This is a genomic window from Novosphingobium kaempferiae (genome assembly GCF_021227995.1).
Classification (GTDB): Bacteria; Pseudomonadota; Alphaproteobacteria; order Sphingomonadales; family Sphingomonadaceae; genus Novosphingobium; species Novosphingobium kaempferiae.
Genome location: NZ_CP089301.1, coordinates 4,214,494 through 4,233,069, shown reverse-complemented (window position 1 = coordinate 4,233,069; position 18,576 = coordinate 4,214,494). Strand labels below are relative to the sequence as shown.

At 68.6% G+C, this 18,576-nt stretch carries 17 protein-coding genes; 9 read left to right on the top strand and 8 right to left on the bottom strand.

Annotated features, from left to right (window positions below; translation table 11 throughout):
• Positions 1-88: 88 nt before the first annotated feature.
• Together LO787_RS19250 and rpe are read right to left on the bottom strand one after the other, a co-directional pair.
• The gene (locus LO787_RS19250) at positions 89-1,897 is read right to left on the bottom strand and encodes a heparinase II/III family protein (protein WP_232492595.1); all 1,809 of its coding nucleotides are present in this window, start codon (positions 1,895-1,897) and stop codon (positions 89-91) included.
• Positions 1,898-1,983: 86 nt separating this feature from the next.
• Positions 1,984-2,652, bottom strand: a complete 669-nt coding sequence (gene rpe / locus LO787_RS19245) for a ribulose-phosphate 3-epimerase (protein ID WP_232492594.1) — start codon at positions 2,650-2,652, stop codon at positions 1,984-1,986.
• Positions 2,653-2,917: 265 nt separating this feature from the next.
• On the opposite strand from rpe, the gene LO787_RS19240 reads away from it, so the two are divergent.
• On the top strand, positions 2,918-3,436 hold the full coding sequence (locus tag LO787_RS19240; protein WP_232492593.1) for a DUF2141 domain-containing protein: 519 nt from the start codon (positions 2,918-2,920) through the stop codon (positions 3,434-3,436).
• A gap of 4 nt (positions 3,437-3,440) precedes the next feature.
• Here the strand turns inward: LO787_RS19240 and LO787_RS19235 are convergent, their stop codons facing one another.
• The 3 genes from LO787_RS19235 to LO787_RS19225 all read right to left on the bottom strand — a co-directional run bounded on the left by LO787_RS19235 (position 3,441) and on the right by LO787_RS19225 (position 6,228).
• Complete coding sequence (locus LO787_RS19235) at positions 3,441-4,211, bottom strand: nucleotidyltransferase family protein (RefSeq protein WP_232492592.1); 771 nt, start codon at positions 4,209-4,211, stop codon at positions 3,441-3,443.
• Entirely contained in the window at positions 4,208-5,113 is a 906-nt protein-coding gene (locus LO787_RS19230) for a hypothetical protein (RefSeq protein ID WP_232492591.1), read from the bottom strand. The genes LO787_RS19235 and LO787_RS19230 overlap by 4 nt, the downstream gene beginning before the upstream one ends.
• A gap of 71 nt (positions 5,114-5,184) precedes the next feature.
• Complete coding sequence (locus LO787_RS19225) at positions 5,185-6,228, bottom strand: acylglycerol kinase family protein (protein WP_232492590.1); 1,044 nt, start codon at positions 6,226-6,228, stop codon at positions 5,185-5,187.
• A 161-nt stretch (positions 6,229-6,389) separates the two neighbouring features.
• Between LO787_RS19225 and LO787_RS19220 the strand changes: the two genes are divergently transcribed.
• Positions 6,390-7,526: a CDP-alcohol phosphatidyltransferase family protein gene (locus tag LO787_RS19220; protein WP_232492589.1), complete on the top strand. Its 1,137-nt coding sequence runs from the start codon at positions 6,390-6,392 to the stop codon at positions 7,524-7,526.
• Positions 7,527-7,530: 4 nt separating this feature from the next.
• Positions 7,531-7,959: an HIT family protein gene (locus tag LO787_RS19215; RefSeq protein WP_232492588.1), complete on the top strand. Its 429-nt coding sequence runs from the start codon at positions 7,531-7,533 to the stop codon at positions 7,957-7,959.
• A gap of 283 nt (positions 7,960-8,242) precedes the next feature.
• Here the strand turns inward: LO787_RS19215 and LO787_RS19210 are convergent, their stop codons facing one another.
• The gene (locus LO787_RS19210) at positions 8,243-8,998 is read right to left on the bottom strand and encodes a phosphocholine cytidylyltransferase family protein (RefSeq protein ID WP_232492587.1); all 756 of its coding nucleotides are present in this window, start codon (positions 8,996-8,998) and stop codon (positions 8,243-8,245) included.
• 148 nt (positions 8,999-9,146) lie between these two features.
• On the opposite strand from LO787_RS19210, the gene LO787_RS19205 reads away from it, so the two are divergent.
• Together LO787_RS19205 and LO787_RS19200 are read left to right on the top strand one after the other, a co-directional pair.
• Positions 9,147-10,514 (top strand): lipopolysaccharide biosynthesis protein, encoded by a 1,368-nt coding sequence (locus tag LO787_RS19205; RefSeq protein ID WP_232492586.1) that lies wholly within the window; start codon positions 9,147-9,149, stop codon positions 10,512-10,514.
• A 40-nt stretch (positions 10,515-10,554) separates the two neighbouring features.
• Complete coding sequence (locus LO787_RS19200; protein ID WP_232492585.1) at positions 10,555-11,769, top strand: M20 metallopeptidase family protein; 1,215 nt, start codon at positions 10,555-10,557, stop codon at positions 11,767-11,769.
• Positions 11,770-11,771: 2 nt separating this feature from the next.
• Here the strand turns inward: LO787_RS19200 and LO787_RS19195 are convergent, their stop codons facing one another.
• Positions 11,772-12,062 (bottom strand): GNAT family N-acetyltransferase, encoded by a 291-nt coding sequence (locus LO787_RS19195; RefSeq protein ID WP_232492584.1) that lies wholly within the window; start codon positions 12,060-12,062, stop codon positions 11,772-11,774.
• Between the two features lie 57 nt (positions 12,063-12,119).
• On the opposite strand from LO787_RS19195, the gene LO787_RS19190 reads away from it, so the two are divergent.
• Both LO787_RS19190 and LO787_RS19185 read left to right on the top strand, forming a co-directional pair.
• Entirely contained in the window at positions 12,120-13,115 is a 996-nt protein-coding gene (locus LO787_RS19190; protein WP_232492583.1) for a threonine aldolase family protein, read from the top strand.
• A complete protein-coding gene (locus tag LO787_RS19185; RefSeq protein ID WP_232492582.1) occupies positions 13,112-14,023 on the top strand; it encodes a DMT family transporter in 912 nt (303 codons plus the stop codon). The genes LO787_RS19190 and LO787_RS19185 overlap by 4 nt, the downstream gene beginning before the upstream one ends.
• Here LO787_RS19185 and LO787_RS19180 read toward each other — a convergent pair.
• Positions 13,979-14,791 carry a Rossmann-fold NAD(P)-binding domain-containing protein gene (locus tag LO787_RS19180; protein ID WP_232492581.1) on the bottom strand — a complete coding sequence of 271 codons (813 nt, stop codon included), beginning with the start codon at positions 14,789-14,791 and terminating at the stop codon, positions 13,979-13,981. The two genes, LO787_RS19185 and LO787_RS19180, sit on opposite strands and share 45 nt — an antisense overlap.
• A 122-nt stretch (positions 14,792-14,913) precedes the next feature.
• On the opposite strand from LO787_RS19180, the gene pepN reads away from it, so the two are divergent.
• Both pepN and pgeF read left to right on the top strand, forming a co-directional pair.
• Entirely contained in the window at positions 14,914-17,568 is a 2,655-nt protein-coding gene (pepN, locus tag LO787_RS19175) for an aminopeptidase N (protein WP_232492580.1), read from the top strand.
• Positions 17,561-18,367, top strand: coding sequence for a peptidoglycan editing factor PgeF (gene pgeF, locus LO787_RS19170; RefSeq protein WP_232492579.1), 807 nt, complete (start codon positions 17,561-17,563; stop codon positions 18,365-18,367). Before pepN ends, pgeF begins: the two co-directional genes overlap by 8 nt.
• Positions 18,368-18,576 lie beyond the last annotated feature (209 nt).

The window sequence follows — 18,576 nt, the reverse complement described above, 5'->3', positions numbered from 1 at the left end:
CGCGCGCGCCCTTAGGCTGCGAGGGGGAAGGGGGCAAGGGCGCTGCGTCGCTTTGTCCCGGCGGGAAGGCCGGACGCGGCGCGGCCTCTCAGTTCATCTTCTTGATGATCCAGCCGAATGTGCCGCCGCCGCGCGAGACCATGCCCTGCACGACGATCTGCTGGGTCGCCTGCGGCCGCCCCTGTCCATCGACCCAGAGCGAGTCCTCCACCGTGACCTCGCCCTCGTCCGCGGCGGAGCGGAACTGCCAGTAGCTCCCGTCGGGGAGGGACAGACCGGCGCCTCTGCCGTCCGCCGTCAGGTTCACATCGACTTCCGGGCCGAGGTGGAAGCGGATCGCGAAGCCGACCTTGCCGCGCTTGCCCTTCTTCCCGGCGGGGACGAGCAGATCCTCGCCGCGCAGTTCCGTGCCGTCATCGCGCAGCAACAGGATGCGCTGGTGGGTCAGGCCGTACCGCGCCGCATAGCCGTTGTGGCTGGCGTCGAGACGGGTGGCGTTGGCGCCCTTTTCCTGCGGCAGCGTCTTGCGGTCCACCGCGACTTCGGTGACGCCCGAACCGATCATGCCGTTGATGAGCACGGCGGTGGAGTTGGCGTCGTCCAGCGTCAGCGTCGAATGCGCGGCGGTGGCGCGCAGGCCCTGCTCCAGCCGCACCGGCACCAGCCCGCCGCCGCTCGCCGCGCCGCCGCAGTTGACGATGAGGCGGTGCGCGCCGTGGGAGAGTTCGAACGCCAGCGTCGAGGCGCAGCCGAAGCGGGCCTGCGCGGGCATCGGCGGCGGGGCGGTGTCGAACTGCAGGATCGACTTGTGGGCGGAGACGCGCTGGTAGCCCCACTGGCGCACGTCGCGCAGCGGGCGCGTGCGCACGCCGCTGGCATGGATCAGCGCCTCGAGGTCGACCGCATCGACTGCCCAGCCGCCCTGCCATGAACCCAGCCCGCCATCGCCATGGGTGAGGGCGAGCAGCGGGGGCACCAGCAGTTCGACCACACGCTCGACCGAGGACGGCGCATCGCGGCGGGTCGCGTGGTAGCAGTTGCGCAGCCGCACCAGCAGCGCGATCGCCTCCATCTGCGCGAGCGGACTGCGCGAAAGCACGCCGCCGTCGTCGCCCATCAGTTCGCCCAGCGCCTTGATGAGTCCAGCCTCGCCATAGAGGCGGCGCGGACGTCCATCGGGCAGCAGCAGCCCGGCCGCGACGATGCCGACCCAGCCCGCCACTTCGGCCAGCCCGTCCTCGGCATTGGTGACGTGACGATCGAGCCAGCGCGCGGTCGCGGCGATGTGCGCCAGCGTGCGGGAGCGCAGCGCCTTTTCGCCCGACAGGATCAGCGGCGCATGGGCCAGCCAGTTCGCCAGTCGCGTGCCGGTGTTCCCCACGCTCCAGGCGGGGGACTTGCCGGGCTTGGCAGGCGGCTTGGGATTGGCCTGTAGCCATGCGCTGAGAATGCGCTCGGCCACCGGCGCGCCCTGTTCGCGCGCGGCGCAGGCTTCGAGGTCGGTCAGCCAGGAGAAGGAGTGGACGACCTTCTCCAGTGGCGGCGTCATGCGCGCGGCACCGGCGAAATCGACCTGCGCGATCGGCGTCTTCGCGCCGTGGACCATGAAGTGGCCCGCGCGGATGGCGGTGCCCGCGCTGCGGCTGCCGGGCAGGGTGTTGTTGACGGTCGCCAGCAGCCGCGTGCGCGCCTTCTTGCCGACCGGTCCGGACAGCATCGCCCCCGGCACGCCCATGCGGTAGGCCATGCGGATCAGACGTTCGCCGACGCCGACCGAGGGCGGCGAGAAATCGACGAGCGCCAGCGCCCGGCCCGGCTCGATATGGCCGGGCTCGATCACTTCGACCGGATTGGCTGCCGCAGGGGCAGGGCGCGTCTCTTCCATGGTTTCGTTCATCACGCCCTCCACGGCCGCCTGCGACAAGGGAACAGCCCGTGAAGTCTCCGGGTTCCGTGGCGCAAGCGGCGGGCGGGCGGTGAAGTTCACGGCAGGTCGAGCCCCTTCAGTGTGCGGATGTTGGCTGCATACTGCGACGGACCGCCCTTGAAGGTGGCCGAGCCCGCGACGAGCACGTCGGCGCCTGCGGAGACGCACAGCGGTGCGGTGCGCGCATCGACGCCGCCGTCGACCTCAAGCCGGATATCGCGGCCCGACTTGTCGATCATCTTGCGCACCGCTTCGATCTTGCGAAGCTGGCTGGAGATGAAGCTCTGCCCGCCAAAGCCGGGGTTGACGCTCATGATGAGGACGAGGTCGATCTCGTCGATCAGGTAATCGAGCATCTTGGCGGGCGTCGCCGGGTTGAGCGAGATGCCGGCCTTCTTGCCGAGGTTGTGGATCGTCTGCACCGTGCGATGGACGTGCGGACCGGCCTCCGGGTGGACGGTGATGTAGTCGGCGCCAGCTTCCGCGAAAGCCTCGAGATAGGTGTCCACCGGGGAGATCATCAGGTGGACGTCGAAAGGCTTGGCGCTGTGCGGGCGCAGGGCCTTCACCACGGCCGGGCCGATGGTGATGTTGGGAACGAAATGGCCGTCCATGACGTCGACGTGGATCCAGTCGGCCCCGGCTTCGTCGATGGCGCGCACTTCCTCGCCAAGCCGGGCGAAATCGGCGGACAGGATCGAAGGGGAAATCAGCGGGGTTGTCATGGCAGTTTAACGAACGCTCCTTTTCCCCGGAATACGCCACCACATCTTGGGGCGACAAGCGTTCGGCCTGCCGTTTTCCACACGCGATCTTGTGGCAAGGCCCGGTTTCGCCGCTTTTCGGCGACTATGCGACGAGCCGGGGCTTTCCAGCGCCGTAACAGAAGGTTCAGAGGTCATTCACGGCGTCTGGGGCACTTCGCGCTCCGAAACGGGTTTCAAGCGGGCCGGTGGCCTGCCACCCATGAGTCGACTACACGGGAAAGAGATGACCAAGACCATTTCCAGAACCCTGCTTCACCGCTCGTCCCTCGCGCTCGCCCTGAGCGCGGTCGCCGGGCTTGCCGCGCCTGCTCCGGCGCTGGCCGAAGCCTATCGCAACGAAATCCGCAACGAACCCGCCCGCTGCCAGTCCGACAAGGGCCCGGCGATGATGGTGACCGTCGACGGCATCAAGTCGTCCTCCGGCAAGCTGCGCGTCCAGTCCTATCGCGCGACCTCGGGCGAGTGGCTGGTCAAGGGCAAGTGGCTCTCGCGCATTGAAGTGCCTGCGAAGGCGGGCACGATGACCTTCTGCGTGCCGGTCCCGGCTTCGGGCACTTACGGCGTCGCGGTGCGTCACGACGTCAACGGCAACGGCGAGACGGACATCCGCACCGATGGCGGCGCGATGTCCAACAACCCGTCGATCAACATCTTCAACCTCGGCAAGCCGAGCTACACCAAGGTCGGCGTGCCCGTGGGCGAGGGCGTGAAGTCGATCCGCATCCAGATGAAGTACATGTGAGCCCTCAGGCCCCGCGCGCATCCATGATGGCGCGGGCGTCCACGAGATCGGCGGGCTTGTCGACATCCACCGCCGCAAGCCCGTCCCGCGCGGCGACGAGGCTGGCGGTTACGCCGATCCGGCGACCCAATCTTCCGATGGCCTCGGCCAGCGTCAGGCGGCCGAGCGCGTAGCTCACCAGCATGCCGAGACCGAGCCGCGCGGCGATGCGCCAGGGGCGCTTGCGGTCGGCCTCGACCATCTTCCATGTCTCGATGGCGAGGCCTGCCCGGCTGGTGGCGAGCAGGAACAGGTTGCAGCCCGACCAGTGGCCGTCCGCGAAGCGCAGGTAGGTGCGGCGGCTGCCGGGCATGGCGGCCTCGATCGCCTCGCGCCGGGCGAGCAGGACGGCGACGTCGCTGCCCTCGGGCGTATCGGCAAGGAAATCGCGCACCCACTCGCCCTTGAGAAGCGCATGGTCGCTGGTTGTCACCAGCAGCGGTGCGGAAAGGGCGTCGAGGCCGATGGCGACGCTCGCGCTTGGCCCCGTGCCGGTCGCCAGCACCTCGCAGCCCAGCCGGAGGGCGAGGTCGCGGACTTGCGGCTCGCTGGCGGAGACGGCGATACGCTCGATCCCCGCATCGCGCAGTGCAGAGACGACGAGGGCGAGCATCGGCCGACCGGCGATCTCGACGAGAGCCTTGTGCGCCACGCCTTCCGCGTCGGCGACCGGATCTGGCGCACCGGGCCGCGACCCGGCGAGGACCAGAACGGCCGGAATCTTCGACGTCGTCATGCAGCGCGCTCCCGCTTGCCGCGCCAGACCTGCCAGAGAACGCCCGGTGCGGCGAGGATGGGATGGCGTTCGCGCCATGGTGTGATCGTCACGGGAACGCCGGTGTGGCGCTCGATCTTCCACGCGGCATAGCGGGCTGCGCCCTCGAACGTGGTCGAGGCCTTGAGCAGCCTCAGGACGTTGTAGGGCTTGCCGAGGCGCTGGCGGCGCTTCCACCAGCCGAGCGTGCGCGCCCGGTCGCGCGGATCGAGCATGGGCCTGATCGTGCTCCCATCCTGCGAGAACGCCACGCCTGCGGCATCGAGCGCAAGCGGCAGCAATCCGTCGAAGTGCGCGCGGTTGGCGGCGAGGATCGAATCCTCGCGGCCTGCCTTCTCGACGCGGAATTCGGCGGCGTAAGTCGCGCGGAACAGCGCGCGCCAGTAGTCTTCGGGAGTGCCGGTCGCGGGGCCCAGCGCCACGGCCAGTCGCGCGGCGGTGCGCGCCGCGCCCGCGACGGCCTGCGCCACGGCCTCGCCCGCCGCCGCATCGCGCTGCCAGGCAAGCGCGCTCGGCTGGACGAAACGCGCCCAGATCGTGGTGTCGAGGTGCTCTCCGGCGGCGGCGGCGGCGAAGGTTTCCAGCGCCATCGTGGCGACCTTGGCGCGCAGCGGCACGCCGCCGTGCGTCCATTCGTGGTAGCTGACGCGCGGCCAGATGCGCTCGACCTGCGGGCCGGGCAGCAGCACGTAGAAGTCGAGCACGCCTTCCAGCGACCCGGTGCGCAGGTTGGAGCCGTAGAACAGCACGCCCAGCGCACCCGCTTCGTTCGCCAGCCGCTCGGCGAAGGCGCGCACTTCGGGCACGACCTCGCGCGTCAGGGCGGCGGCGATGCGATCATGGAGGGGGGACTGCGCGCTCATCGCGGCGTGCATCGGACAGGCTTGCGGCAATTACAAGCCCGCGCCGTCAAAGGCCTGCGGTCAACAGATCGTCAGGGGACGACGAAGTTGATCTGCGGGCCTTCCTCAAGGACATAGCGACCTGCCGGGAATGCCTCGCCATCGAGGATGAACGAGCCGCCGATGTCCATCTCGACCTCACGGGCGCTCACGCGCTGCGCGCCCTTGCGAGCGAGGAACGGCAGGTTCAGGCCGAACATCATCGCCGGAAGCAGGGCAATCAGCCAGCGCACGGGCCAGTCGACCACGGCAAGCTTCAGGCCGGGTGCCGGATGACGTCCGAAAGGCCGCGCGCCGAGCGGGAAGCGCTCGAACGTGGTCGCAATGGTCAGGTAGCGCTCATCCGCGTTGCCCTTGCCATGATACGGCAGATGCTCGCCGCTGCGGCGATCGACGATGCGGGTCGGCGTGCAGACACGCCATGCGTTGCGGGCGCCGCCGAACAGCGTCTGGACGACGCCCCAGAGGATCGTCAGGCCTACTGCGAAGCTGTTGAACAGGCCGCGGCGATGCGCCTCCTGCCCGGCCTCGGTGGCGATCGAGAAGACGCCGGTGCCGAGGATGAAACCCTGCACGCAGCGTGCGGTTCCGTCGGCGGGGGAGATGCGCAGCGGGCTGCGCGCGATCGTCTTGCCGCGATGGGCAGAACTCAGTGCTTCGGCCAGCGACCAGCGGTTGGGCAGGCCGAGGTCGACCGCCAGTGCGTTGGTTTTGCCCTTGGGCAGCACGATGAAGGTCGGCCAGTCGTCGCCGAAGATGTCGGCGCCTGCGGAAAGCACGTCGCGCACGGTGCCGTCGCCGCCATCGACCACGAGGTAGTCGACGCCGCGGCGGGCGAACTCGCTCAGCGTGCCGTGCAGTTCCTCGCGGGTGCGCGGGGTCTGCGTGAGAATGTTGGAGCAATCCGCCATCTCGGGCGAGACGCCCTTGTTGCGATGGCTGCGGGGATTACGGACGATGCCGACGAGGGGAACCGCGCGCCCACGACGGACCGGACGCACCGTGCGCGCCCCGTCCCGGCGACCAAGCTCGCCGAAGATCGGCAGCGTTTCGAAGGTGTGAATGCTTCCGTGCACGACGACCCATGTAGTGTCGCCCGCCCGTAAAATCACCCAGAAACATGCTCTGACACATTTGCGTTACAGTTTGATGGCGCTTGTGACCGTATTGACACGGATTCGGAGCAACCGGGGGCGGCGCATTGTCACTGCGTGTCCAAGGCATTACGTGCCGGTCCATGGTCCAGAATACGCAAGTGCTGCCGGTGGCGACGATCGGCGAAAATCCCGTTAAACTCTGGGGTCTTAGCCCTTCTCAGCGGGTCGGCAGGATCGCCCGCGCGGCGGGGCTGGAGCCTGTCGAGACGGTGCCGGAGGGGCCGGCGATCCTCTCGAATGCCGCTTTTGCGTGGGATCCGGCGTGGTTTGCGCACATCACCGGGAGGCCGGGCATGGTGTTGACTCTGGGCGGTGTTCCGGCTCTCGCACATGCAGCAGATGCGGATCAGGCGGCCCGAATCGCCCACGCCATGGCGTCGAACACGGTACTGAACGACACCAAGGGGCTCCTGACGGTGGCCTACGAGGACCGACCGACCATTGAAAACAAGCAGTTGCGCAAGCGGGAGACACCGTTCCTGATGCCGCTGATTGCGTCCACTTTGCGGCCGATCGAGCGGGCCAGCTACTTCGGCGCGTACAAGGGCGTGACCGATGTCCTGACCAAGTACCTCTGGCCCGAGTGGGCGCTGGTGCTGACGCGCGTGTGTGCGAAGTTCGGGATCACGCCCAATCAGGTCACGACCGTCGGCGCGGTGTTCTGCGTCATTGCAACTGCCCTGTTCGCTTATGGGCATTACTGGGCGGGCATGGCGACGGGACTGGTGTTCATGGTGCTCGACACCGTGGACGGCAAGCTGGCGCGCTGCACGATCACGTCCTCGGCCTGGGGCAACGTGTTCGATCATGGCATGGACCTTGTCCATCCGCCGTTCTGGTGGTGGTTCTGGGCGACCGGGCTTGGCGCATGGGGCCTTGCCTACGACACGACGACGTTCTGGTGGGTGCAGGGCGCGATTCAGGGAGGCTATGTCGTCCAGCGGCTGATCGAGGGTGCGTTCATGCGCCAGAACGGGCTGATGCACATCCACGTCTGGCGACCGTTCGACAGCAGGTTCCGCCTCATCACCGCGCGCCGCAATCCGAACATGGTGATCCTGTTCGTCGCCATGATCTTCGCGCGCCCCGACATCGGCCTCATCGCCGTCGCGTGGTGGACGGCGCTGTCGTGCCTGATCCACGCCGTCCGGCTCGTTCAGGCATGGATCGTGCGGGCGAGGGGCGGTACGATCACCTCCTGGCTGGCGGAAGGCTGACACGATGAACGCGACGCTCGAGAAGTTCGGCTGGCCCGCGACCACGGTCGCCGAGTTCGCGCACTGGGTCGTGCTGACGCGCCCCGCGCAGCCGACGCTGGGCTCGCTGGTGCTGGCGGCCAAGAGCGACGCCACCGCATTCGGCGACCTGCCCGCCGAAGCCCATGCCGAGCTCAAGGCCGTCACCACCGCGATCGAAGCGGCGCTGGGCGAGGCGGTCGGCTATGCCAGGCTCAACTACCTGATGCTGATGATGGTGGACCCGCACGTCCATTTCCACGTCATCCCCCGCTACGAGGGCGCGCGCGAGTGGCAGGGCCGCGAGTTCGTGGACTGCGGCTGGCCCAAGGTGCCGGACCTTGGCCACGCGGTTGTACTGGAGGGCGCGGATCTGGATGCGCTGGTGGCGTGGCTGAAGGGGTACTTCGGCTGACGGCGGTTTATGCCGCGGGGGCTTCGACAGGCTCAACCATGACCCTTCGACAAGCTCAGGGTGAGCGGGGTTGGCGTAAGAACCTTCAATTCCGCTCAGGCTGAGCCTGTCGAAGCCCCCTCGACGCAAACCGCCAGCGGTCCCGGATCAGGTCCGGGACGACGTGCTCTTTTAATCGTCATTGCGAGCGCAGCGAAGCAATCCACGGTCGGCCCACGACGCTGGATTGCTTCGCTGCGCTCGCAATGACGAAGAAGGTTCGAAATGACCGGCCCTCGGCCGATCACCACGTATCGGTCAGCTTCGTCGCGATCTCGATGTCGTTGAGGAAGTCCACCTCGGCCCAGTTCAGGCCCTCGATGGAGACGGTGCCGACCTTACCGGTGGGGGCGATCGAATCGATCACCTTGAGATACCAGTGCTGGACGCCCTCGGGCGTGCGCATGGCCTGGCGGACGGTTTCGCGGAACAGGTCCGCGCCTTCGCCCCGGAAGGCGAGGAAGCCGATCGATTCGGCGTTCGACTGCGCCGGGGTCAGCGTCTTGCCGATGTGGATCAGGCGGCCTTCGGGGCTGCGTTCGACCTTCATGTCGTCGCTGTCGTAGCCGTCAGCCTTCACATCGACGGTCACGGTGATCGGCCAGGGCTTGCCGTCAGGGCCGGTCGCGCCCTGCTGGACCTTGCGGACGATCTCCTCCGAGACGAGCGTGTCGCCGTTGAGGATCAGGAAATCGCCGCGCATCGCCTCGCGCGCGATCCAGCAGGAGCCGAGGTTGTCGGCGACCTTGAAGAACGGGTTGAAGCGCACCGTGATCTCCACGCGCGGGTCGCGGATGGAATTGAGGTGCTCCTCCAGCATGTCGGTCATGAAGCCGGTGACGACGTCGATCCGCTTCACCCCGCCGCGCGCCAGCATCTCGATCTGCCATTCGATCAGCGAGCGACCGGAGAAGTCGATCAGGCACTTGGGACGCTCCGCCGTGAGGGGCAGCAGGCGCGAACCCTGACCGGCGCTGAGAAGGATTGCATGTTCGATCATGTGTCATTCAGTCTGCTTGGAGGAAGGGCGGCATCTAGCGACTGCAGCAAGAAAGGGAAAGCTCTGGCGGGGCGATCCGTCCCGCATCCATACAACAGAGCGAGCCACACCCTTGCAACTGTCATCACCCTCGTTCACATGCGAGCCAATGTCCGCCAAACGCTACCGCCAGGAGAGTGCATCTCCGCTAGGGCGGATACTCCAGAACACGGCCTGGCTGCTCGGCGGCAAGGGCTTCGGTGCGGTTTGCGGCCTCGCTTACCTCGCCATTCAGACGCGCACGCTGGGCCTCAAGGATTTCGGCCACTTTTCGCTGATCTTCGGCACCGCGCAGGCGCTCATCGCGCTCGCCGGGTTCCAGACCTGGCGGGTCGTGGTCCGCTACGGTTCCGAGCATGTCCACGCGCAGGAGTGGGACAAGTTCGGGCGCCTCGGAATGCTGTGCGGGGTGATCGACGCGGTCGGCGCGGTGCTCGGCTGCGCGCTCGCGGCGGTCATGATCTACGGCTTCGCGCATGTGCTGGACCTCAACCCGTCCTACATCGACGTGGCGTTCCTGTTCTGCGTCGGATCGCTCTGGGCGCTGGTGTCCGCGCCGACCGGCATGGTGCGCGCGCTCAACCGCTTCGACATGGCCGTTTATGTAGAGGCCATCGTGCCGAGCGGACGCCTCGTCGCCGCGCTGCTGATCTGGGCGACCGGGCCGAGCGTCGGGCGGTTTCTTGCCGCCTGGGCGGCGATCGATATCCTCGAGGCCATCCTCTACTGGATCATGGCGCGGCGGCTGTGCCCGCAGGCGGTGAAGCTGTCCTACCTGTTCCAGCTGCGGCAGGCGCTGCGGGAGAACCCCGGCGTCACGCAGTTCTTCCTCGTTACCTACATGGGATCGGCGACCGACGCGATCATCAAGAACGGGCCTCTGCTCGTCGTCGGCGGCTGGGTGGGCACGCGTGCGGCGGGCCTCTATCGCCTTGCCTCGCAGCTCTCGCAGGCGCTGAGCAAGCTGTCGACGCTGCTGACCCGCTCGGTCTACGCCGAAGTCGCGCGCGTGCGGGTCGCCTCCAAGGCGGACGAGTTCCGCAAGCTCGCGCTCCAGACCAGCCTGATCGCAGGCGGTGCGGGCATCGCCGTGGTGGCGGTCGCCTACTTCGCGGGCGAGACGCTGCTGGCGATGATCGGCGGCGACGATTTCGAGAGCGGCGCGTCGATCCTGATCCCGCTTGCCATCGCCGCCAGCTTCGACCTTGCCAGCGTGGCCTTCGAGCCGGTGCTGCACTCGACCGGGCGGGCGCGCCATTCGCTGACGGCGCGGCTGATCGCGGTTGTCGCGCTGGGCTTCGGGCTGTGGCAGTTCATTCCCCTCGGCCCGAGCGGCGCGGCTTGGGCCGTGGCGCTGGCGGGGGCGGTGTCCTACGTGGCGATGGGCCTGATGGCGTGGCGCACGCTCAAGCAGGTCGAGGGCGGACAGATCTCGGTCGGCCTTCCAGACGATGCGGAAGTGTCCGGCAACGAGTGACGCGGCTCGACAGGCGGGCGGTCCGGGGTATCATGCCGGGATGACAGCCTCCCTCGTCGCCGAAGCCGCCGCCCTTTCCGACAGCATCGTGGCCCTGCGCCGCGCCATCCATGCCGAGCCCGAGATCGGGCTCCATACCCCGAAGACCCGCGACAAGATCCGCGCGGCGCTGGCCCACCTGCCGCTGGAATGGGTGGAGGGGCCATCGACCACCGGCCTCGTCGCCACGCTGAAGGGCGGGGCCGGACCCGGTCGCTGCGTGCTGCTGCGCGGCGACATGGACGCGCTGCCGATGCCCGAGGAGACCGGGCTGGACTTCGCTTCCACCATCCCCGGCACCATGCACGCCTGCGGCCATGACACCCACGTCGCCATGCTGGCAGGCGCGGCGCAGATTCTGGCGGACCGGGTAGACGAACTGGCGGGCGAGGTCCGCTTCATGTTCCAGCCGGGCGAGGAGGGCTATCACGGCGCCCGCTTCATGCTGGAGGACGGGCTGCTCGGCGGGGAAGGCTTCGACCGCCCGCTGCCCGATGCCGCCTTCGCGCTCCACGTCATGCCCAATGCGCCGCATGGCCTCGTCGGCGGGCGCGCGGGGCCGCTCATGGCGGCGGCGGATCAGATCACCATCACCGTCACCGGGCGCGGCGGCCATGCCTCGATGCCGCACGACACGCTCGACCCGGTGCCGATCGCCTGCGAGATCGTCGGCGCCATCCAGACCATGGTGGCGCGCCGGTTCAGCGTGTTCGATCCGGTGGTCGTCACCATCGCGAAGATCGAGGCCGGCAGCGCCCACAACGTCATCTCCGACTCCGCGAAGATGGTCGGCACGATGCGCACCCTCTCCGCGGCCAACCGCGCGCGGCTGAAGGAGGAACTCCCGCTGCTCGCCGCCGGGATCGCAGGCGCGCACGGGCTGATGGCGGAGGTCGATATCCTCGAAGGCTTCCCCGTCACCGTCTGCGATGCCGCCGCCGTCGAGTTCGGAGAGGGCGTGGCGCGCGAGTTGCTGGGGGAGGCGGCCTTCCTGCGCCTGGCCGACCCGATCATGGGCGCGGAGGATTTCGCCTACGTGCTGGAGAAAGTGCCCGGCGCGATGTTCTTCCTCGGCGTCAGCCACGAAGGCGCGGACTGGCGCCACTGCTGCGGCATCCACTCGACGAAGATGATGGTCGACGAAACCGTCCTGCCGCGCGGCGCCGCCTTCCTTGCGGGGCTGGCGACGCGCTTCCTGTCGGACGGGCTGGGCTGAACTCAGGCCCTGACGTCGGCCCATTCCGGGTGGCGCTTGAACGCCACGTCCACGTAGCTGCACAGCGGCGCGATGCGGAAGCCGTTCTCGCGCGCGTCCGCCACCATCGCCTCGACCAGTCGCCCGGCGACGCCGCGCCCGCCGATGGCCTGCGGGACCAGCGTGTGATCGGCGTAGCGCACGCCGTCGCGCTCGGTCCAGGTGAGGCGGCCGATGTGGTCGCTGTCGGCGACATGGGCCTGATATTCGCCCGAGGTTCCGTTCTCGTGCTTGGTAATGGTCACGCCAACCATGGATGCTCCTCGCTCTGCGCTTGACGGGGGCTCGTCGCGCTTTCAGTGCATATGGCCATGCAGTTCAACTCCGACAATGCCGCCGCCGTCCACCCCGCCGTCTGGCGCGCGATGATGGCGGCCGACGCGCCCGATGCGCCTTACGACAACGACTCGCTGAGCGGCCGCCTCGACGGCGTGTTCTCGGACCTGTTCGGGCGCGAGTGCGCGGTGTTGTGGGTGGCGAGCGGGACGGCGGCCAACTGCCTCGCCCTCGCCGCCATGGTGCCGCCGCACGGCGCCGTCGTCTGCCACCGCGAGGCGCATATCGAGATGGACGAAGCGGGCGCGCCCGGCTTCTTCCTCCACGGCGCCAAGCTGCTGCTGGCCGACGGGCAGAGTGCCAAGGTGACGCCGCAGACCCTCACCGCCGTGATCGACCCGATCCGCGACGACGTGCATCAGGTCCAGCCCCACGCAATCTCGATCACGCAGGCGAGCGAATACGGCTGCGTCTACCGCCCCGCCGAAGTCGCCGAAATCGCCGCCTTTGCCAAGGCGCGCGGGCTTGGCCTGCACATGGACGGGGCGCGCTTCGCCAATGCCGTGGCGCACCTTGGCTGCACCCCGGCCGAGGCGGCGGGCGATGTCGATGCGCTGAGCTTTGGCTTCGTCAAGAACGGCGGCATGGGCGCGGAAGCCATCGTCTTCTTCGACGTCGAGGCCGCGAAGGCCATCCGCTATCGGCGCAAGCGGGCGGGGCACCTCCAGTCCAAGGGCCGCTTCATGGCCGCGCAGATCCTCGCCATGCTGGCCGACGACCTGTGGCTGGAGAACGCGCGCGCCGCCAACGCCGCCGCCGTTGCCATCGCCGCCGCCGCGCCCGAGCGCCTGCTCCATCCGGTGGAGGCCAACGAGATCTTCCTCACCTGCACCGCCGCCGAGCGTGAGGCCCTGCGCGCGCAAGGCTTCGCCTTCTACGACTGGGGCGCCGACGCGGCGCGGCTGGTGACGTCGTGGGATGCGAAGGACGGGCACGTCATGGCGCTGGTCAAGGCGCTGGCGGCGCTATGAGCACGACGGTCGAGGCGCCTGCCTCGCGGACGAAAGTGATCGTCGCGTTCCTGGTCGTCACCGCGATCTGGGGGTCGACCTGGCTGGTCATCAAGGATCAGGTTGGCTCGGTCCCGGCGACGTGGTCGATCACCTACCGCTTCCTCGTCGCCTGCGCCGGCATGTTCGCCTTTGCGCTGGTCCGGCGCGAATCGCTGCGGCTGTCGCGGCAGGGCATGATCTTCGCGCTGCTCGTCGGGCTGGCGCAGTTCGTGTGCAACTTCCAGTTCGTCTACCGGGCGGAGATGCACCTGACCTCGGGGCTGGTGGCGGTGTTCTACGCGCTGCTGATGGTGCCGAACGCGGTCCTGGCGCGGGTATTCCTCAAGCAGCATGTCGGGCCGGGCTTCATCGCCGGGTCGGTGGTCGCGATGGGCGGCATCGCGCTGCTGATGATTCACGAATACCGCACCGCTCCGCCCGAAGGCGCGATCCTGCTCGGCCTGCTGTTCACTTGCGCCGGGCTGCTGAGCGCCTCGGTCGCCAACGTGTTGCAGGCGGGGCCGGTGGGCCGCGCGCAGCCGATCGTGCCGATGATCGCCTGGGCCATGTTCTGGGGCACGCTGGTCGACATCGGCTTCAGCCTCGCCACCGCCGGGCCGCCGGTGATCGAGACGCGGTGGGAGTATCTCGCGGGCATCCTCTACCTCGCCATCGCCGGTTCGGTGGTGACGTTCCCGCTCTACTTCATGCTGATCCGCGAGCTTGGCCCGGGCCGCGCGGCCTACAACGGGGTCGCGGTGCCGGTAGTGGCGATGGCGCTCTCGACGCTGTTCGAGGGCTATCGCTGGACCACGCTGGCGGCGGGCGGCGCGGTCCTCGCTCTATCCGGGCTGGTGATCGCCCTCGCCACGCGCAAGCGCGGCTAGCCCTTCCACGTAAGTCGGATAGCGCGGCCGCCAGCCGAGCACGCGCCTGGCCTTGCCGTTGGCGACGCGGCGGTTCTCCGCATAGAACGCCCGCGCCATGGGGGACAGGTTCGCCTGCTCCAGCGTCTGCAACGGCGGCAACGGCAACCCGGTGAGGCGGCAGGCCTCCTCGACCAGCCGGTTCTGCGGGCAGGGCAGGTCGTCGGCGAGGTTGTAGGCCCCGCCCGGCGCGCCGATCCCGGCGAACACGCCCGCGGCGATATCCTCGACATGGACCCGGCTGAACACCTGATCCGGCAGGTCGATGCGGTGAGCGCGGCCCTCCGCCACGCGCTCCAGCATCGAGCGGCCGGGGCCGTAGATGCCGGGCAGGCGATAGGCCCGCGCGCCCACTGCCAGCCATGCCGCGTCGGCCTCTGCGCGGGCGGTGCGGCGACCGGTGCCGGTAGGCGCGCTCTCGTCCACCCATGCGCCGCCGGCATCGCCGTAGACGCCGGTGGAGGAGAGGTAGGACAGGGGCTTTCCGCGTAGCGCGTCGCCGTAGCGTTCCAGCACCGGATCGAGCGGCTCGCCCCGCCCCTCGCGACCCGGGGGGACCGAGGACAGCACATGGTCCGCATCGGCAAGGGCGAGGCGCACGCTGCCCTCGTCCTCGAACGACAGTGTTCCCTCGCGCCCGGTCGAGATCACCTCCCACCCGCGCGCCGCGAACAGCGTGGCGATGACGCTGGCGGTGTAGCCGAGGCCGAAGATGAACAGGCGGGGCATGGGGTGTCCTTCTACGGCGTGGCGCACACCTAAAGACCGCCACCGGTCCCGGATCAAGTCCGGGACGACGAATCCTCGAATGCGCCGCTGGCAATCGCCCGGCGACGCTCTAAGTAACGCACATGGACATCGCCAGCAGACCCTCCGAGCCCGTCGAGAACACCCAGATCGCCGATGCCGCCCCGGCGCCGATCTCCCCGCCGGTCATCCGGCGCGAGGATTACCTGGCTCCGGCCTGGCTGGTGCCCGAAGTGGCGCTGGACTTCCGCCTCGGCGTGGATGCCACGCATGTCACCGCGACCCTCTCCGTCACCCGCAACCCCGCCGGAAACGGCGCGACCACGCTGCGTCTCAACGGCGACCAGATCGCCCCGCTCGCGGTGCGGGTGGACGGGCGCGAGGCGAACGACTGGCGGCTCGACGGCGCGGACCTGCTCGTCGAATTGACCGGCGACGCGCATGCGGTGGAGATCGAGACCGCGCTCAATCCCGGCGCGAACAGCCAGCTCATGGGCCTCTACGCCTCGAACGGGATGCTCTGTACGCAGTGCGAGGCCGAGGGTTTCCGCCGCATCACCTTCTTCCCGGACCGTCCCGACGTGCTCTCCACCTACACGGTGCGGATGAGCGGCGAGAAGGCGAAGTTTCCGATCCTGCTCGCCAATGGCAACTGCACCGATCAGGGCGAGGGCGAGGGCGGCACGCACTGGGCCGAATGGCACGATCCCTGGCCCAAGCCGAGCTACCTCTTCGCGCTGGTGGCGGGTGACCTCATCGCCAACCACGCCACGTTCGAGACGATGGGCGGGCGCAAGGTCGACCTTAACATCTGGGTCCGCCCGGGGGACGAGGACCGCACCCAGCACGCCATGGATTCCCTCATCAATTCAATGAAGTGGGACGAGGAAGCGTTCGGGCGAGAGTACGATCTCGACCTGTTCAACATCGTCGCCGTGTCCGATTTCAACATGGGCGCGATGGAGAACAAGGGGCTCAACGTCTTCAACACCCGTTACGTCCTCGCTGATCCGGAGACGGCGACCGACGGCGATTACGACGCGGTCGAGGGGGTGATCGGGCACGAATACTTCCACAACTGGTCGGGCAACCGCGTGACCTGCCGCGACTGGTTCCAGCTCAGCCTCAAGGAAGGCTTCACCGTGCTGCGCGACCAGCTGTTCAGCTCGGCGATGGGCAGCGAGGCGGTCAAGCGGATCGAGGACGTGCGCGTCCTGCGCGTCGCCCAGTTCCCCGAGGATTCGGGGCCGCTGGCGCACCCGATCCGTCCCGATTCCTATCAGGAAATCAGCAACTTCTACACCGCGACGATCTACAACAAGGGCGCCGAGGTGATCCGCATGATGCGCACCATGGCGGGCCTTGAGAAGTTCCGGAAAGGCACCGATCTCTACTTCGACCGGCATGACGGAGAGGCCGCGACCTGCGAGGATTTCGTCCGCGCGATCGAGGACGGCACCGGGCTGGATCTCACGCAATTCCGCCTCTGGTACTCGCAGGCCGGCACCCCGCAGGTCGCCGTCGAGCTTGCACTGAACGGCACCAAGGCGGTGCTGAAGCTCACCCAGACGGTCCCGGCGACGCCCGGCCAGCCCGAGAAGCAGGCGATGCCGATCCCCTTGCGCATCGCCCTGTTCGACCGCGACACCGGCGAGCATTCCGGCGAGCAGCTCATCGTGCTCGACAAGGACACCGACACCTTCACCTTCGACGGTTTCGCCAGGATGCCGGTACTCTCGATCAATCGCGGCTTCTCCGCCCCGGTGGCGATCGACTTCGCGCGCGACAACGCCGACCCCGTGTTCCTCGCCGCGCATGACGACGATCCGTTCGCGCGCTACGAGGCGATGCAGGGCCTCGTCGTCCAGCACCTCGTCGCCGCCGTGTCCGGCACGCTCGACGATGCCGCGCGGGCCGAGGGGCGCGCCGCCATCGTGCAGGCGTTCGGCGCGGTGATCGCCGACCCGGCGCTCGACGACCTGATGCGCGGCGAGCTGATGATCCTGCCCGCCGAGAGCTACCTTGCCGAGCAGCTCGCCATCTCCGACCCCGGCGCCATCCATGCCGAGCGCGAGGCGCTCAAGCGCTGGCTGGGCACCGAACTGGCCGCGCCGCTGAAAGCCCTGCACGACCGCGCCGTCGCCGTGCCCTACTCGCGCGAGGCCGCAGCGCGCGGCGCCCGCAAGATCAAGACGCAGGCGCTCGTCCTCATCGCCGCGGGCGATCCGGTGGAGGGCGCAAGCCGCGCCTTCACGCAGTACCAGGCGGCGGACAACATGACCGACCGCCAGGGCGCGCTGATGGTCCTCGCCAACCTCGATGCGCCCGAGCGCGAGATGGCGCTGGCGGACTTCCACCTGCGCTACGAAGGCAATGCGCTGGTCATCGACAAGTGGTTCTCGCTGCAGGCGGGGGCGCTCAATCCCAGGGTGCTGGAGCAGATCGCCGCGCTGTCGAAGCACGCCGACTTCACCATGACCAACCCCAACCGCGTGCGCGCGCTCTACATGGCGGCGGCGGTGAACCCGACCGCGTTCCATCACGAGAGCGGCGAGGGCTACCGCATGATCGGCGACCTGATCCGTCGCCTCGACCCGATCAACGCGCAGACGGCGGCGCGCTTCGTGCCCTCGCTCGGCCGCTGGCGACGGATCGAGCCGGTCCGCGCGGCGATGATGCGCGCCGAACTGGAACGGATCGCCGCGATGCCCGACCTTTCGCGCGACGTGCGCGAACAGGTGTCGAAGTCCCTTGGCTGACCTGGTGCCGGAAGCAGCCACGGAATCGGTCGAGGTCAACCGCGCCACTCTGCTCGACGGCCTGCCGCACGGCTTTCTCGGTCGTCGCGGCGGCCTGAGTGAAGGCGAGGTCGCGGGCCTCAACGTCGGGCGCGGTTCGGGCGACGACCTCGACCTCGTCGAGCGCAACCGCGAGATCGCCGCTGCGGCGGTGCTCCCCGGCGCGCGGCTGATCACGGTCTATCAGGTCCACTCCGCCGACTGCGTGACGCTGGGCGAGGAGGCGTGGTCGGAGGGAGCCAAAGTCGACCAGCGCCCCAAGGCCGACGCCATCGTCACCAACCGGCCCGGCGTGGTCCTCGGCATCCTCACCGCCGACTGCGCGCCGGTGCTGTTCGCCGACCGCGAAGCCGGGGTGATCGGCGCAGCCCACGCCGGCTGGCGCGGCGCGATCGGCGGCGTCACCGATTCGACCATCGCCGCGATGGAGGCGCTCGGTGCCCGCCGGGAAAGCATCGTCGCGGCGGTAGGTCCGTGCATCGCGCAGGAATCCTACGAAGTGGACGCGGCCTTCCGCGACCGTTTCGTCACCGACGACCTGCCCAACATGCGCTTCTTCGCCGAAGGGCGGCCGGATCACTTCCAGTTCGACCTCGAAGGCTACGTCCTGTGCCGCCTGCGCGCCGCCGGAATCGGCAGGGTCGAGGGCCTGCGCCTCGATACTTACACCGATGCGGAGCGATTCTACTCCTTCCGCCGCGCCACACACCGCGGCGAACTGTCCTACGGCCGCCAGATCTCGCTGGTCGGACTGGGGTGAGTCCCTGTCCCTCGTCATTGCGAGCGTAGCGAAGCAATCCAGCCACATTCCCTGCCGCCGGATTGCTTCGCTACGCTCGCAATGACGATGGGGGGGCAGGTGGCGGCGGATTTCGCGCTGCGGTGCCGACCCGCCACCGTATCCGCCTCGAATACTTCGCGTTCGACTTAACCTCGGCCTGTTACAGTAGCTTGCCCCGACCAAAAACA